The organism is Embleya sp. NPDC059213, from assembly GCF_042754445.1.
In the GTDB taxonomy this organism is placed as follows: Bacteria; Actinomycetota; Actinomycetes; order Streptomycetales; family Streptomycetaceae; genus Embleya.
This window is the reverse complement of record NZ_JBHZAV010000209.1, coordinates 1-16,147: the sequence shown is the minus strand read 5'-3', so window position 1 is coordinate 16,147 and position 16,147 is coordinate 1. Positions and strand designations below refer to the sequence as shown.

At 71.0% G+C, this 16,147-nt stretch carries 12 protein-coding genes; 8 read left to right on the top strand and 4 right to left on the bottom strand.

Annotation, left to right across the window (positions count from 1 at the left end):
- The first annotated feature begins 1,162 nt into the window (after positions 1 to 1,162).
- Both ACFXMF_RS41155 and ACFXMF_RS41150 read left to right on the top strand, forming a co-directional pair.
- Positions 1,163 to 1,780 carry a hypothetical protein gene (locus tag ACFXMF_RS41155; protein ID WP_360314055.1) on the top strand — a complete coding sequence of 206 codons (618 nt, stop codon included), beginning with the start codon at positions 1,163 to 1,165 and terminating at the stop codon, positions 1,778 to 1,780.
- A 1,515-nt stretch (positions 1,781 to 3,295) separates the two neighbouring features.
- On the top strand, positions 3,296 to 4,039 hold the full coding sequence (locus ACFXMF_RS41150; protein WP_380021086.1) for a D-alanyl-D-alanine carboxypeptidase family protein: 744 nt from the start codon (positions 3,296 to 3,298) through the stop codon (positions 4,037 to 4,039).
- 172 nt (positions 4,040 to 4,211) lie between these two features.
- Here the strand turns inward: ACFXMF_RS41150 and ACFXMF_RS41145 are convergent, their stop codons facing one another.
- On the bottom strand, positions 4,212 to 5,567 hold the full coding sequence (locus ACFXMF_RS41145) for an MFS transporter (RefSeq protein WP_379991652.1): 1,356 nt from the start codon (positions 5,565 to 5,567) through the stop codon (positions 4,212 to 4,214).
- A 573-nt stretch (positions 5,568 to 6,140) separates the two neighbouring features.
- On the opposite strand from ACFXMF_RS41145, the gene ACFXMF_RS41140 reads away from it, so the two are divergent.
- From ACFXMF_RS41140 to ACFXMF_RS41130, 3 genes are all read left to right on the top strand, one after another.
- Positions 6,141 to 7,097, top strand: a complete 957-nt coding sequence (locus ACFXMF_RS41140; protein WP_379991651.1) for a GlxA family transcriptional regulator — start codon at positions 6,141 to 6,143, stop codon at positions 7,095 to 7,097.
- A gap of 445 nt (positions 7,098 to 7,542) precedes the next feature.
- A complete protein-coding gene (locus tag ACFXMF_RS41135) occupies positions 7,543 to 8,178 on the top strand; it encodes a hypothetical protein (protein WP_379991650.1) in 636 nt (211 codons plus the stop codon).
- Positions 8,179 to 8,305: 127 nt separating this feature from the next.
- Positions 8,306 to 9,247 (top strand): YihY/virulence factor BrkB family protein, encoded by a 942-nt coding sequence (locus tag ACFXMF_RS41130; RefSeq protein WP_379991649.1) that lies wholly within the window; start codon positions 8,306 to 8,308, stop codon positions 9,245 to 9,247.
- 262 nt (positions 9,248 to 9,509) lie between these two features.
- On the opposite strand, the gene ACFXMF_RS41125 is transcribed toward ACFXMF_RS41130, so the two are convergent.
- A complete protein-coding gene (locus tag ACFXMF_RS41125) occupies positions 9,510 to 10,550 on the bottom strand; it encodes an epoxide hydrolase family protein (RefSeq protein ID WP_360314067.1) in 1,041 nt (346 codons plus the stop codon).
- 37 nt (positions 10,551 to 10,587) lie between these two features.
- Between ACFXMF_RS41125 and ACFXMF_RS41120 the strand changes: the two genes are divergently transcribed.
- On the top strand, positions 10,588 to 11,148 hold the full coding sequence (locus ACFXMF_RS41120) for a TetR family transcriptional regulator (RefSeq protein ID WP_360314069.1): 561 nt from the start codon (positions 10,588 to 10,590) through the stop codon (positions 11,146 to 11,148).
- Between the two features lie 179 nt (positions 11,149 to 11,327).
- On the opposite strand, the gene ACFXMF_RS41115 is transcribed toward ACFXMF_RS41120, so the two are convergent.
- Entirely contained in the window at positions 11,328 to 11,867 is a 540-nt protein-coding gene (locus tag ACFXMF_RS41115) for a hypothetical protein (protein ID WP_360314071.1), read from the bottom strand.
- A gap of 298 nt (positions 11,868 to 12,165) precedes the next feature.
- Positions 12,166 to 12,822 (bottom strand): TetR-like C-terminal domain-containing protein, encoded by a 657-nt coding sequence (locus ACFXMF_RS41110; protein ID WP_379991648.1) that lies wholly within the window; start codon positions 12,820 to 12,822, stop codon positions 12,166 to 12,168.
- 168 nt (positions 12,823 to 12,990) lie between these two features.
- Here ACFXMF_RS41110 and ACFXMF_RS41105 point away from each other — a divergent pair, with 168 nt between their 5' ends.
- Positions 12,991 to 14,619 (top strand): MFS transporter, encoded by a 1,629-nt coding sequence (locus ACFXMF_RS41105; RefSeq protein ID WP_360314075.1) that lies wholly within the window; start codon positions 12,991 to 12,993, stop codon positions 14,617 to 14,619.
- A 177-nt stretch (positions 14,620 to 14,796) separates the two neighbouring features.
- Entirely contained in the window at positions 14,797 to 15,969 is a 1,173-nt protein-coding gene (locus tag ACFXMF_RS41100) for a saccharopine dehydrogenase NADP-binding domain-containing protein (RefSeq protein WP_360314077.1), read from the top strand.
- The last annotated feature ends 178 nt before the right edge of the window (positions 15,970 to 16,147 follow it).

Genomic DNA, 16,147 nt, shown 5'->3' with positions numbered 1-16,147 from the left:
GCACGGGGGCTGTTCGGCCACCACCACCCGTCCGCACCACCGCGCCCATGGAGGCCGCCATGACCGGCCGGATCACCACCGCCACGTCCACCGCACCGTCGTCCGCTCGGGGCCGGGCCGTCGACAACCGGCTGTCCTACGTGAGTTCGGCCTCGCCTGGCTCATCGGACACGGCCGGGCGGACGGTTCGTGGCGGTTCACGTGGCCGCGCAGTGGCGCAAGGCGGCGTACGGGCGCTCGGCGAGTGGAAACCGCTACGACACGCACTTCGTGAACGCCGAGATCCGGGGAGGCAGGCCGTTCGACTGCCCGGGGCCGGGGCCGGGGCCGGAGCCGGGGCCGGAGCCGGGGCTGGGGCCGGGGCTGGGCAGTCGGGTTCCGTTCGCTCGTGCGGTGGCCGGGGAGCGATGCACGGGGGCGAACCGGTGCGTGTCGCGACGCCGCCCGCGTCTTGGCCTGGCGCGGTCCGTGGGATCCCGGGGACCGGCGCGCGGTGTCGGTATCGTCCGACACACCAGACGCGGAGCGACGTGATTCGGGGCGGGCTCGACCGCGCCGGATCGGGAGGAATCGTGGACGATCGGCCGGCCGGCGAGGTCGGTAACGCGGGACTCGGGCCGTGTCCTCGCCCGCCGGGGCGTGCTCGACGCGATGCCAGGCCGTCACGAACTCCTCCAACGCCCGGACCGGATCCGTCCCCACGTACGCAACCCACTCCGCCCCGGCACCCGTGTCATGAAGGCGACCCCAACGTGCCGACCGCACACGTTCTCCCGCGTGATCTTCCGAGCCGGGTCCGACGCCCCCGGCGGCTCCGTCCCATGGGGGATCACGGGGTGTTGCTGGGACCTGGCTGCGCTGCGCACCCGCCGGCGACCGGCGCGACGACGTGGTCGCTCGTACGCGGTGCCGCCGGCCGGCACGTCGGCTCCGACGACCGGTCCGTCCCCGGGGTGACGCCGGCTGCGCGGAGGTCGCCCCGTTCTCTCGCGTAAGCCGCCCGGACCGCCGGCGCGGATCCCTGCGAGGGGGGTCGGCCCGGGCGCGGCGGTGGTCTCGTGCGGCGGGAAAGGTGGCCGGATCGACTATGGGGTCGGGTCGGGGGGCTCGGGTTCAATGGCGGGGTCGATGCAGCCTGAGGAGCTTGGGGAGGCGGGGAGTCGTGTCGGACACCACCGGCGGAATCACGCAGGAACAGGTTCGGGAGAGGGCCGCCCGGATCCGGGCGGGCCTGGAGCGCTGGAAGGTCGAGGGTTTCGACCCGACGGCGGCGCTGGACGTGGAGGCGGTGGCGCGTGGGGCGCTTCAGGCGCGGGCCCGGCCGAAGCCGACCGCGCACGACGTGCTGAACGTGATCCGGCCGGAGTGGGAGAAGGAGGCGGCGCAGCAAGGGCTGACCGGCGAGGCCGTGAGCGCGTTCGCCGGGCGGGTCCTGGCCGAGGACGGCCCGAAGGTCTACTGCGAGTCGTATGGCGTCTGGTACTTCGTCCATCTCAACAAGAAGGCCGTCGAACTGATCGGCGAGAGCGCGGAGATGTTCAACGCCGTGCTGGAACTGGCCGCGATGGGCGATGAGTTCGTCGAGGACATCGTCACCCTGCTGGAGGCCTTCGTCGTCGCCGAGGTGGCGGCGATCAAGGGAGTCTCCGAGAGCACGAGCAACGGACAGGTCGCGCTCGTAGGAGTATATCCCGTCCCCATCCCCGTGGTCCAGTCCGACGCGGACTACGACTGGGACGCCGAGGACGCGGCCGGCTGGCTGGGACACCATATCCACTGACGGATTGTCGCGCCCCGGCCCCGTGCGGTGTCGCCGTCGCGTCCATGGCCGCGTCCGACCAGGGCGTCGATCCACCGTACGGCGCCCTCGTCGACCTCGCCCGCGCCGTCGACACCGATAAGGCCGACGTGTACACCGTCGCCGAACACCTGCGCTCCTGGCGCCTCCGACCCCGACCGGGCCCCGAGAACGACACGATCCAGTCCTCGTTGCGGCGACCGACCACTCTCGCGGGTTTCATTCGGGTCGATGGCGGCGAGTTGCCCGACGCGCTCCGGGCGGCGTTGCATCCCGTTGCCCAGGCACCATTCCCGAGTTGCCATCCGATGGGGATGCCGCAGGCGATCGCGTCGATCGGCGCGGCCGGGCCCGTCACGACACCGACCACACCCGACCGCAGGCGCGCCGACACCGCCGAGACCGTCACCGGCGCGGTTCGCCGGCCGAACAACCGCATCCCGGACGCGGGACCGCCATACCGGGCACGAGGAGTCGAACGGACACCAAAACCCGCCGGCAGGCACACCGTGAAGGAGGCTCCGGTGGCGAACGACGACAGGCCCACGACGATCGCCGAGATTCGGGAGACGTTGTCCCCGGCAGAGGCCCCGGAGTTCGAGGAACAACTCGCGAACCCGCCGTTCGACCGGTTGCACGCGAAGATCGTGCCGGAACGAGCCCTGACCCCCCAGGAACGCGCCGAGGACCGCGCCCGGTTCGAGCGACTGCGTACCGGTGACTTCTCGGGCCGGGTCGACTCCGACGGCACTCCTACACCCCATGAGCTTGACGGTCCGCTACGCCCCACATGCCTCGCGGGAAATCAGCAGGCTGGACACGGCCCCTCGGGCGGCCTTGCCTCGGCGGGATCGGCCTCCTACCGGTCGCGATCCGCGTGGTGGACGGTGACCGTCTTGACGTACCGCCGCGTGCGATCCTCGAACGGAGGGCGGAGCAGTCCTGGTGGATCCACGGCACCTCGGTGAGCTCCCCGTCAGGCGGGCGGATCCGGATCCGGCGGCCCTCGTGGGGGTTGTGGTGGACCTCCCGCTTCCCGTTTCGGGCGACGATCCCGGAGGGCGACCCCGAAAGAGGCCCAACGGGTCGCAGCCGCAGGTGCGGTGGTCGATGCGGGCCCGCGTTCGGTGGCGGCCTGCCGGCGCACCGGCGGCAATTCGAGGACCGACTGTCGAAGAGAACGTCGAACCCGTCCGCCCGAAACACCGGGCGGCGGGGTTCGACGTTTTCTTCGACCCGGTGTTTCGAGGGGAACGCAGGCCGGCTGCTATCGGTTGCGGTGCGTTTTCCCACATCGGCTTCGACCCGTGTGGGCGAGTGCGAAAGGTGAACCGGGAAAGGCTCCGGGCTCCCCACGAGGAGGGTTCACCGGTGAAAGACGCAACGGGCAGCGATCCTCGACCCAGCGAAGGCGATCCACCCAACGAAGCACATGCCCCGGATACTTCAAGGCGCCCGCAGAGCACGACAGCAGCGGACACATCCGAAACGGCGGGCGTGCCCGGCCTGTTCAACGCCGCGACCAAGCCGATTCCCGCCGACTGGTACCTGCGCGACCAGCCGTCCGCGCCGACTCGGCGGCCCGCGTCCGCGCCGGAGGCCCCGGCCGAGCCGGCCGAACGCCGACGCGCGGACGGTCGGGAACCGCGCCGACGCCGCCGACGCACGCCGATCGTGTGGAGTCTGGCCGGTGTCCTGGTGCTCGGTGGGGCCGGGCTCGGGGCGACCCTGTCCCTGAGAGATGAAGACGGCAAGAACGATCGGACGGATACGGCGGTGGGCGCGGAGCCCGCCCCCGCGCCCACGGTGTCGACCGCGTCCTCGGCGGTGAAGCCGCCGGCCAACGACGTGGACTCGCCCAAAAACCCGAAGGCGCTCACACCGGCCGCGTACACCGCGTGGAAGAAGATCGACCAGGCGATGGCGGCCGAGGGCATCGAGCTGAACCTGAACTCCGGCAAACGCGGCTGGGGGCACCAACAAAAGCTGTTGGACGAGAAGATCGCCGAGGTCGGCTCCCGCGAGGAGGCGCTGCGCTGGGTGCTGCCGCCGGAGAAGTCGATGCACGTCCAGGGCATCGCGGTGGACATCTACCCGGCCAACGCCCAGGCGTGGCTCCAGGCCAAGGGCGGCAAGTACGGCTGGTGCCGGCTGTACGACAACGAGGTCTGGCACTTCGAGTACAACGCCTCGTACATCAAGGGCTGCCCACCTCGCCTGCCCAGCGCCCTCGACTCGTGACGGGGCCGGGGCCGGCGACGGCAACTCGTCGGGCCCGGTGGAACGGGGCCCGACTCCGAGTCGGCTCGCCCGCCGCGTGCTCGAGGAGTCGATCACCCGGATCGGTGATGGAGAACCGGAGCCGGGAACCTTGGACGTGGTCGGTCGGATCCGTCCCTTTCCGGCCGTCTCCTCAGCGGCATTCCGCCTCGGTGCACGCTCTGATGCGGGTGGGGGCGTCGTGGCATTTGTCATTGTTGCGCCCTCCTGCGCCCGTGTGAGGCGATCGATCGGGGCCGGCTCCGCTTGTCGTGGCGCGGTGGGCCGAACGGCTCGTCGGGAGGAGTGCGACCAGTGCCGCGAGGGCGAGCAGGACGACGAAGAGCGCGTAGGCGCGGGCGGTGCCCACGAGTCCTCCTCCGTGCACGACCGAGATCCCCGCGATGACGGAGGGCGCGCCCATGCCGAGGTAGCAGACGAGGTAGAGGACCGAGAGCACGCCGGCCCGCTCGTGTGGGGCGGCGAGTGGGACGACGGTGCGAATGCCGCCCTGGAATCCGGCCCCGAACCCGATGCCCGCGACGACGCTGCCGGCGAAGAACCCGACAGTCGAGGACCGGTCGATCGCGAGCAGTATGCCCGCCATGGCGACCACGAGCATTGCGATGCCGAGCAGCATGACGGTGCGGGGCCGGGTGTGGTCGAAAGCGACGGTCGACAGTGACCCGGCCGTGGCGAGCAGGAAGAATCCGAGCCCGCCCACCACCGCCGACGGGGAGCCGGACAGTTGCCGCGCAAGCGCCGGACCGAGCGAGCCGTAGAAACCCGCGAGCGCCCATACCGCGAACAGGATGGGCGCCGCCGCGAGCACGGGGCCGCGCAGACCGGCAGGCATCGCGAGCCGCGGCACGAGAGCGGCGCGCGCACCGGGCTTGCGGGTCGTGGCCTCCGGCATCAAGGCCACTCCGATGCCTTGCAGGACGAAGACGCCGACGAACACGAGATAGATCAGGTGGGTGGGCGCCGGCAGGTACTGGACCAGGAGCCCGGACAGCAGCGCGCCGGTGCCGGTGCCGATTCCCGGCGCGGTGGCGTTGGCCACGGTGCCGCGTCTGCGGTCGACGTCGAGCATCGCCGCGCCGAGCGCGCCGAGTGCCCCGCCGGTGGAGATGCCCTGCAGCGCGCGGCCGATCAGCAGGGCGTCCACCCCGTCCGCGGTGGTGAGCACGACCATTGCGATGGTCTGGACCGCGAGCGCGGCCAGCAGTACCGGGCGGCGACCGACGTGGTCGGACAGCCGCCCGAGTACGAGCAGGGCGAGCAGCACGGCGACGGCGTACACGCTGAAGACGACGGTGGTGGTGATCGGCGAGAAGTGCCACGTGCGGGCGTAGGTCGCGTACAGCGGGGTCGGCGCGCTGGAGGCGGCCAGGAAGGAGACGAGGATCGATGCCGGCAGCAGCAGGCTCGCGAATCCCGGACGGCGGCCGGTGACGGCTCGGCCGTCGGGCGGCGGCATGCGGTCGGTGTCCGAGGAGTGGGTGTTCACGCTCGTCCTTTCCGGCTGGGTCGAGTGCGCTGTCGCGGGTCGGCGGTGGGCGGTGCGACGCACCTGTTCGGTGGGTCCGGGCGGTGGCGTCGGTGCGCTGGTTCGCCGCACCCGAGGGCGTTCGGTACCCGTGGGAGGAGGGCGCGGTCTCCTGCATGCGCGTTCGCCCGGGGGAGTGCCAGGCTCGTGCGGCGGTTCTCCCCCCATCGAGCGACGGGGGCCTTCCGACCGCCTGCGTTGCGACGGCCCCGATCGAGCCGAGCATCGACAGGGCGGGTGGGCATGGTGAACGGCCCGAGCCTGCTCATCGGTTGCCGCCTCGGGGATGAGCCCGGGACCGGGGCAGGCCTGCGGAATCGACGCTGATGCCCCCTCGGGGCAGACAACGGGCTGCGGGGTTCGGGCGATCCGGGGCGTGGTGTGCGGCGCGGTGGCTTCCCACACCGCGTTGACGTCGGCAGCCGGCGCCCATCGGTTACGTGCTGCGGAACAGATTCGGTCACGTGTCGAGACTCGCTCCGTCACGCCGCATCAACGAGTGGCAATAATGCCTATCTTCATTAGAATGCTGCCATGGGTGTCCATCGGGTGGCCGTGGTGGTGCTGGACGGGGTGGCCCCGCTCGATCTGGCCATCCCCACGCAGGTGTTCAGCAGCCGTCCGGAGACCTCCTACGCGCTGACGGTGTGCGCCCTGTCCGACCGGGTGGCCACCACCGGTGGTTTCGGGCTGGCCATCGACGCCGGACTCGACCAGATCCGCCGTGCGGACACCGTGATCGTGCCCGGTTTCCAGCCGCTGCTGCGGCCACCGCCCCGGGCGGTGCTCGACGTGCTGGCCGAGGCCCGCGGCCGGGGCCGGCGGGTGGTGTCGATCTGCACCGGCGCCTTCGCGCTGGCTGCCGCCGGCGTCCTGGACGGGCTGCACGCCACCACCCACTGGCGGCACGTCGACGAGCTCGAACGGCGGTTCCCGGCCGTGGCGGTGGACCGCGACGTGCTCTACGTCGACGAAGGCGAGGTACTCACCTCGGCAGGGGTGTGCTGCGGCATCGACCTGTGCCTGCACATCGTGCGCCGTGACCTGGGCGCGGTCACCGCCAACCGGATCGCCCGCAGCCTGGTTGCCGCTCCCCATCGCGACGGCGGTCAGGCCCAGTACGTGCCGGCGCCGGTGGCGGTCGTCGGTGACACGTCCCTGGGTTCGACGCGGGCCTGGGCCCTGGAGCGCCTCGACCAGCCGCTGAGCGTCGAGGAACTCGCCCGCCACGCTCGTATGTCGCAGCGCTCGTTCATGCGCCGTTTCACCGAGGAGACCGGCACCACACCGCTGCAATGGCTGGTCAACGCCCGGGTAGGGGTTGCCCGCGAACTCCTGGAGACCACCGACCACTCGATCGATCAGGTGGCTCGGCAATGCGGACTGGGCTCGGCGGCGAACCTTCGGCTGTACTTCCGACGCGCCCTGCAGACCACGCCGACCGCCTACCGAAGCACCTTCACCCGCCACCCCCGGCCACAACGCCCCTGACCTTCACGACGGGAACGGACGGCGAGTCGAGGGCCGAGTATCACCGGAGGCGGGCCGGCCGACCATTGCCGGAACGGGCCCGTGGGGGCACCGAATGCGGCCAGGCGTCCTTGGGCGGGCCACCGCCCCGGCGTCGAGTCCGGCAGCCCACCCGAGGACTCTCGGCCCCGGCGTCGGGTCCCGCGCCGGGACAGCGATGATCGGGCGGCATCGTGCGGCCGAGGCGGGCCGGACCAGGTCGGGAAGGCGCTTGATGCCGGCGCGGGCGAAACGCTTCCGGCGTCGGCCCCGCCGCCGGCGGAGGAGACGTGCACCGCCCGGGCCGACGAACTCGTCGCGGCCTGCGCGTCTTCGACGCCGATGTCCCGCCTCGATCTCGCCCCGGCGCGCGCGTTCGCGTACCGTCGGCCACGGTTGCGACGGTACGACCGTGCAGGGGGACGCGATGGGGCTGCTCGAGGATTTCCGCAAGGTCTACGACGCGGCGCTGTTCGCCGTGAAGTGGGCGGAGTACGGCGATCGGCTCGATGCAGGGATCGACGCGGTGCTGAAACCGTGGGTGCGCGAGCGCATCGCGCGCTGGGAGCACAGCATGATGTGGTGCGACAACGACGGCGACGTCGCGCACGCCGTCGACGGGCTCACCGCGATCGCACCGCTGTATGCCGAGCTGCGCCGTGAACTGGCCGCGGACGTGCTCGGGCTGCACCGGCCCGAGGCGCCGTGGCGTGTGATCGGCCGTATCTGCAGCGAGTTGCCCGGCGCGGAAAGGCCCGTGGCGGTACGGGCCCGCTCGCGCGTCCACCACCGGCACGAGCACTACGTCCTGTGCCGCAACGAGCCGGATTCGATGTCGGACGGTCTCCAGACGTGGGAGTTCCGGGTGCTGAGCGCGCACCCTGGGGAAGCGGACGTGGCGCGGGTGTTCCCGCTCACGCTGCAACCGGCGACGCACGACCGGTACGCCACCGTGCGCGATCTCGGCGAGCTCGCGCGGAACCGCGTCTGGTACGAGGAGATGTGGTTCGCGTTCGCGGCCACCGGACGGGACGTGAGGGAGGCGCCGGCGGGTGAGGACTGACCGCGCCGCCGGGCGAGCGCCGGGCATGCGCGGGGTGGTGTCGGTGGGGACGTGTCCGGAGCGGGTGACCACCTGAAACCCTCCGGTTCCGCGCGCTGTATCCGCCGTCGTCGGGCAGAAGTCGCCCATGGGTACAGCGATGCGGGTTCCCCAGACGCGGGACATGAAGGGCGAGGAGCTCTCGGCCGACGAGGCGTGGGCGACACTGCGCCGATACGGCGGCTGGACGCTGGTCCAGAACGCGTTCACCCGCTTTCGGTACGCGGACGGGTTCACCCACTCGCGCGCACTCGCGCTCCAGATGGTGTTGTCGGTGTTGCCGTTCGCGATCGCCGTCGTCGGTCTGTCCAGGGTCTTGCACACGGACACATTCGGCCGGTTCGTCTCGTCGGTCCTCGGTCGGCTGTCCACCGGCCCCAGTTCGGCGGTCGTGCAGGACACGCTGCGCGAAGCGGGCGAGGGCAGCGCGATCGCACTCTCCCTGGGATTGCTGTTCGCGCTGGTCAACGTCGCGACGGCGATGAGTCAGATAGAGCGTGGCGCCAACCGGATCTACGGCGTGGAACGCGACCGTCCGTTCGTGCGCAAGTACGGCCGCGCCGCGGTGATGACCCTCGTGGTGGGCATCCCGATCGGCCTCGGCGTACTGTTGACCGCGGCCGGTCGCGACATCGTCGGAGCGGCCGGTGACGTCTACGGCTGGAGCGACACCCAGCGGACGGTGTGCAACACCATGCGCCGGCCGGTGGGCATCGCGCTCGCGCTGATCTCGGCGTCCGCGGTGTTCCGGTGGTCACCGCGCCGCCGCCAACCCGGCTTCACGTGGCTGGCGTTCGGGGCGGCCGTGTACGTGGTGTTGTGGGTGCTGCTGACGTGGCTGCTGGGCCTGTACGTCCGGCTCAGCGGCTCGTTCGACTCGGTGTACGGGCCGCTCAGCGCGTTCGTCTCGCTGATTCTGTGGGCCTACCTGACTTCGATCGCGCTGTTCCTGGGCCTGGCGTTCGCCGCACAATTGGAAGCGGTCCGCGCCCACCTCACCGAGCCGATACAACCCGATCCCGGCGCCTGACAAGCGACTCGCACCCGTCCCGTCCCCACCGAAGGCATCCCGTGCGACCCACCGACCGTGGCCGCACACCCCGCGACACCGGCCGACGTCCCGGGCCGTCGGGAACGCAACGAGACGTGAGCGCCCGCCGAATGGGCCGTCCGCCCAACTACATCCTGCGACAGGTGGCCATCGGATTGCGTGCCGACGTGCCCGAACATCGAGGGTGGGGCCGGGGTTTCCGCTCGGTCCACCGCGGTGTGGCGGCTTGTCGCGGGGCGTCTCAGCCGCCCAGCTTGATTGCACGGCGTACGTCGTCGGCGTAGGTCTCCGGTTGTTCCCAGGCCGCGAAGTGGCCGCCGGCAGGGTGTTCCACATAATCGCAAACGTTCAGGAACGCCTCGGCGTAGCTTCGCGGTTCCGGTTTGATGTCGCGCGGAAACACGGAGAGCACGGTCGGTGTCTCGATCCGGTCGGGGAGGGCGACCGGTTCGACATAGGTGGTGAACGAGGTGCCGATCGTGCCGGTGACCCAGTAGGCGGTGGTCCAGGTGAGAAGTTCGTCCGCAGTGAAGGCCGACTCGTCGGACCAGGACTCCAGTTTCTCGGTGATCCACGCCGCGAGGCCGGCGGGTGAGTCGCCGAGGGCGACGGCGAGCGTGTTCGGCCGCGTCGACTGCTCGGCGATGTACCCACCCTCGGTCCGGAACCACTGCGTCGACCGATCGAGGTAGGCCACAGCGTCGGGCGCGAGCTTCGCGCGGTCCGCCGTGAGCGCACGCTGCGGGGCGATGTTCGTGAGGTGCAGGGCAGCCACCCGGTCCGGGTGTTCGGCCGCGAGGATTTCCGCGACGGTGCCACCGACGTCGCCGCCGGACACCGTGTACCGCGAGTAACCGAGCTCGTCCAGAGCGTCCGCGACGATCCCGGCGATCCGGTTGGCCGACATGCCGGCACTGGTGAGCGGGGCCGCGAAGGGGAAGCCCGGCAGTGCGGGAACCACCACGTGCATGTCCGCGAGCAACGGGAGGACGCGCTCGAACCGCAACACCGAGTCCGGCCAGCCATGCAGCAGTACGACCACCGGGGCGCCGGGATCCGCGGACCGCTGGTGAATCAAACGCAGGTCGGTGTCGCCTGCCTGCACCGTCACCCACGGGAAGTCGTCGATGCGGCGCTCGTGTACGCCCCAGTCGTATCCGTTCGCCCAGCGGTCGAGTAGTTCGTCGAGGCGGGTGCCGCTGACGCCGCGCTTCCCGTCGTCACTCCATGGGGTCGTGACACGCCGCGTCCGCCGGAGTCGTTCCCGCATCTCGTCATTCATGTGTATCAGCGTACACATGATGTGTATGCTCGTACACATGATTTCGCGCAATGCGGCCGCCACCAGGCAGCGGATCCTGGAGCACGCACAACGCCTGTTCGCCCAGCACGGGTACGCGGCGATCACGGTCAAAGGCGTGGCCGACGCGGCCGGTGTGTCGCCCAACCTGATCACGCGCTATTTCGGCGGCAAGGACGGTCTTTTCCTGGCGGCGACCAGGGTGGAGATCCCGGTCTCCGACTCCTTCGAGGGCGACCGTTCCGCGCTGGGTTCGCGCCTCGCGGCGAGCATCGCCCAGCGCTGGTTCGGTGCATCCGGGGAGGACCCGCTGCTCGTCCTGCAACGTGCGTCCGGCGAACGCCCGCAGGCGGCGGAGGCGCTGGCTGCCTTCCTCGACACGCACTCGCTGGAGCCCCTGCACCGCTACCTGCGCGAGAGCGGCCTGGACGACACGGAGGCCCGCAGCCGAGCCGCGGCGATCGACGCCTTCGTGCTCGGCGTCTCGACCCGCCGCCGGGTGCTGCGTTGCGAACTCGGCGACCCCGCCGACCTCCAGACCTGGCTGAGCACCACCATCCAACGCCTCGCAGACGGGTGACGCACGACGACAAGAAGTACCGGGATCGACTTTGCGTTCGTCGGTTCGGCTCAGGTGCCTCCGGCGGTGCCGCCGCCGTAGCGGGCGTTGATCGACTCCATCGCGTTGGTGGTGCCGATGATGGTGCGGATCTCGCGGTCGACGCGCGGAAGGGCGCCATCGGCCGTGACCGGCGCGGTTCAGTTGATGGTGAGTGTGGCGATGCTGTCGATCCTGGACACGGTGCCGAGGCCGAGTGTGCACGCGAGGACGGCGGTCGAGGGTGCGACGAGTTGATAGACGACGGTGTCGCCGGTGAACAGGCCGGAGGTGACGGTGCCGGTCACCGTGGTGGTGAGTGCGGCGGCGGCGAGGTTGACGGTGCGGGTTCCGGTGACGGTGGTGGTCGCGCCGGTGTTCCAGGTGAAGCTGATGGTGGTGGGAGCGGTGTTGAGGAGGGTGAGGCACGAGTAGGACGGGATGGTGACGCTGTGCACCGTGACGGGAGCGGAGTTGATGGCGGGCACGCTCAGGGACGTGCACGTGTTCAGGTCGCGGGTGATCGTCACGGTGGTGCTTGTGGGTGTGAGGCCGAGCGGCGGCGAGTACGTCGAGGAGTCGCTGCTGGGCACCGTGCACAGGGCGTCTCCCACGGTCGCCTGGGCCGTGGGTGCGGCCGTGATCGATGCCGAGGCCAATGCCAGGACGCTCAACGCGCCGATGAGCGGGTTCCGCTTCATGGGCGGGCCCCCTTCCAGAGACTGTGAGCGTCTCAAGGCCCGCTGTCGTCGACCAGCGGTCATTCGGCCATAAGTTCCCACCGCTCTCGTACCGTTGGAACACGCCCGCCCATGGGCGGTGACGACCACGCTGACCCACGGCCGTGTCCGCGCGGGACAGGGCCGCCCGCGTTGCCCGGCCGACGAGATCGGGGCGGCCTGGGACGCCCGAGAGGGCGACGGCCGGATCCCGCCGGTCGGCGTTCGGCGCGGCCGACCACCGGGGTCTGCCCGGTGACGGGGTGGTCACCTCGCTGTGTCAGCGCCTCGTCGCGCGCAGGACCAGGTCGACCAGGGCGTCGACTTCGGCACCGGTGGATGCGCGCCCGAGCAGCAGTGGAGCCAGGACGAGTTGGCTGACCAGCAGGTTCACGACCGCTTCCGGCGTGCACGTGGGGTCGATCTCGCCGCGGGCCGCCGCACGGGCGACGACCGCGCGCCAGGATTCCTGGATCGGTTCGAAGTGTTCGAGGATCAACGTGCTCAGTTCGGGATTGCGGCGGCCGGCGATGATCGCGCTCGTACTGACCTCGACGGGGCCGGCGAAGAAGGCCGCGAGGCGGTCGGCGAGCAGGCGCAGGTCTTTCGCCCACGAACCCGTGTCGGGCACTTCGACCGCGCCGGAGTGCGCGGCAAGGCCCTCCCGGACGAGGTCGGCGTAGGTGGGCCACCACCGATAGATCGTCTTCCGGTTGAGGTCGGCGCGCGCCGCGACCTCGCTGGGGCCGAAGTCCACCACGCCTTCCGCGAGTAGGTCGAGAACGGCCTGCGCGACGGCTCGGCGCACCTTCTCGCTCCGGCCGCCGGACCGCACCCGGCCACGCGGCGCCGCGGCGCCCTCCGGAGCCGTCGCCGCGGGTTCGGCGGTACCCGCCGACGTGCGCCGCGCCTTCGGCCGTGTCGTCTCGCCGGTCATTCGAACTCCTAAAAGGGTCAGGCTGTTGACTTTAGCAGGTAGGGATAACACGATGACGTACGCGCCGCGGCGACCCCGCCGACGGACGCCGAATTTCCGGCGCTCACTCCGTGCCGCCCGCAGCCGGTCCGCGTTTTTGAACCCGTCATCGCTCTCGGGGAGTCCGCCATGCCCGCAAACCCGTCCGATTCCGAACCGGGCGCCAGACCTGCGGCCGTCCGCACCGCGCCGCCCGGCGGCGGCCGTCTCGACGGCGCCTCGCGCGCCCGTCTGTCGGCCGTCGTCGCCGTGGTGGTGCTGGTGACCGAAGTCGCGCCCCTGCAATACACGTTGGTCGCCACCGCCACCGAGCGCATCGGCCACTCCTTCCCGACCGTGGGCGCGGATCTGAGCTGGATGATCATCATCATCGGCCTCGTCGGCGGCGCGACCACGCCGATCCTGGGCAAACTCGCCGACATCCACGGCAAGAAGCTGCTGCTCCTCGGCTGTACCGTGCTCTTCCTCGCCGGCTCCGTGCTGTGCGCGCTCACATCGTCGTGGGCGTTGTTCCTCACCGGGCGCGCCCTACAGGCGACCTCGTTCGCCATCACCGCGATCGCCGCGAGCCTGCTGCGCGACATCCTGCCCCGCAGACACGTCACCGTCGCGGTCGGCGTCCTCGCCACCGGCATCGGCGTCTCCGCGCTGGCCTCGCCGTTCCTGGCGGGGGCGCTGTCGGACACGTGGGGCTGGCGGTCGATGTTCTGGTTCCTCGTCGTCTACACCGCGGCGCTGGTGCCGCTCCTGTGGGCGGTGGTCCCGGAAAGCACCGTACGCGTCCGGCAACGGCTCGACCTGATCGGCTCCGTACTGCTCGGCGCGGGCGCCGCCCTCATTCTCCTGTACGTCAGCGAGGGCGAGGACTGGGGTTGGAGCCGCCCGAGCGCGTGGGCTTACCTCGTCGCCGGACTCGTGCTCCTGGCGGCCTTCCCCGCGTGGGAACGCCGCACGTCCCACCCCATCATCGACCCCGCCCTGCTCCGCGCCCCGAAGGTGTCGATCGTCCTGGCGATCGGTCTGCTCGCCAACGTCATGATCGGCATCCAGAGCTATGCGATCGCCTACATGGCCCAGACCGACGCGGACGCGGTCGACGGCGGGGTACTGGCCGGCCTCGCCGCCGACCTGGGCGTGCCGATCGACAACATCGCGCCGAGCGTCGTCTTCCACGGAGACATCGGATACGCCCTCGGCTTCGGGCTGACCGCGCTCGCCGTCCACCTGATGACGTGGCAGACCATCCCGTCGATGCTCGCCGGACCCGCCGCGGGCGCGGTCGCCAAACGCACCGGGCTGCGGCTGCCCCTGCTGGTGTCCCTCGTGGCGATGGCCGCGTCGATGCTGCTGTACGGCTTCTTTCACGACTCGTGGCAGATGTTGCTGCCGGTCGGCGTGCTCTTCGGCCTCGCGTTCGGCCTCTACTACGGCTGCGACAACAACCTCGTCATCGAAGCCGTCCCGGAGGAACAACAGGGCGTCGCGGCCGGGATGCTCACCCTCGCCGAGTCGTTCGGTGCCGCGCTGGGCACGGCGGTGCTGACCGCGATCCTCGCCGCGCATCCCTACCGGGCGACGATGACCACCGAGGGCGGCGCACAGACGTTCGACATTCCCCAGGTGTACACGGATTCCGGCTGGACCACCGGATTCTTCGTGGCCGGCGCGGTCGGCTCGATCTGCGTGGTCCTCGCCGTCGTCATGAAATCCGGCCGCACCCCGGCCACCGGCGGGCAATCCGGGGCGACCGCCACCTGAGCCTCGCCGAGCCGGCGCCGGCGGCCCGGCCGGCCCGAATCCGTCCACCGGAAGGCGCGCATCCGCACCCTCGGTGACGTCGCCGCACACCACGACCCGGGCCGGGACCACGCCCCACGGATGTCCCGGCCCCGCGCCCTGCGCGCACACCCGCACCACACGTCCACGGAGGACTCCATGAAGATCGTAATTCTCAGCAGCGGCGCGGTCGCGAGCCGCGTGGCCAAGCGCGCCGTCGCCTTCCCGGGCGTCGACGACCTGGTGGTCGCCGACCTCGACGCCGAGCGCGCACAAGCGCTCGCCGACCGCATCGGCGCGCGCGCCGCGCAGTTCGACGCCACCGACCCGGACAGCGTCACCGCCGTGGTCTCCGGCGCGGACGTGGTCTTCAACGGCGTCGGCCCCTTCTACCGCTTCGCGCTGCCGATCGTCGACGCGACGATCCGCGCCGGCGCGAACTACATCGACATCTGCGACGAGTACGACGTCGCCGAAGCCCTGGTCACCGACCCCCGGTACGACGAGCGTGCCAAGGCCGCCGGCGTCACCGTCCTCACCGGCTGCGGCGTCGCCCCGGGCACCACGAACCTGATGGCGCGCTGGGCCTGCGACGGCCTCGACCGCGCGGACGCCGTCCACGTCGTCATGGGCCTGCCGTTCGTCGCCAACCTCGGCCCGACCATCCTGGAGCACATGTTCCACTCGCTCAGCGGCGACGTCACCCAGTACCTCGACGGCGAATACCGCAAGGTCCCGGCATGGAGCAACCCACGGCAGTTCCAACTGCTGGCACCGTACGGCCCCCGCGACTTCGGCTACTTCGGCCACGCCGAGCCGATCACCCTCCCGCGCTTCATCCCCGGCCTCAAGGAGGCCACCAGCGGCTTCACCTGGTGGCAACAGGCCGGCAACGACATCTACAAGACGCTCGGCGACCTCGGCCTCATGAGCGCGGAACGCGGCGAACTGCCCATGTCGCCCCAGGCGTACATCGCCCGCTACTTCAGCAGCACCGAGGGCGAACAGGCGGTGCAGACGGACGTGTCCGACGCCCCGATCGGCGCCGTCTTCCACATCCGCGCCGAGGGCGAGAAGGACGGCGCCCCCGCATCGGTCTCCATCGAGACCCACAGCGACATGTCCGACCCGGACAACGACGATTCCGCCGCCGACATCACGGCCATTCCCGCCGCGGCCTTCCTGCGCCGGCTCGTGGCCGGCGAGATCGACAGGACCGGCGTCCTCGCCCCGGAGGGGTGCGTCGACCCGGAACCCTTCCTGCGCGAGGTGCTCCCGCAGTTGGGCATCACGATGTACCGCACCGAGAACCGTACGGAGCGGGTGCTCTGAACCGGATCTCCGAGCCGTGTCCCGAACCGTGCCTTGAGCCGGAGCGTTGAGCCGGACCTTTGAGCCGGGCCGCAGCAGCGTCCCGCGCCGACGGCGGACCGGTCGGGGGCACACCACCCCCCCCACCCCCCGCCGCGCCGCCACCCCCCCACCCCCTCCGCCCCCCCCAGGCCGGGCA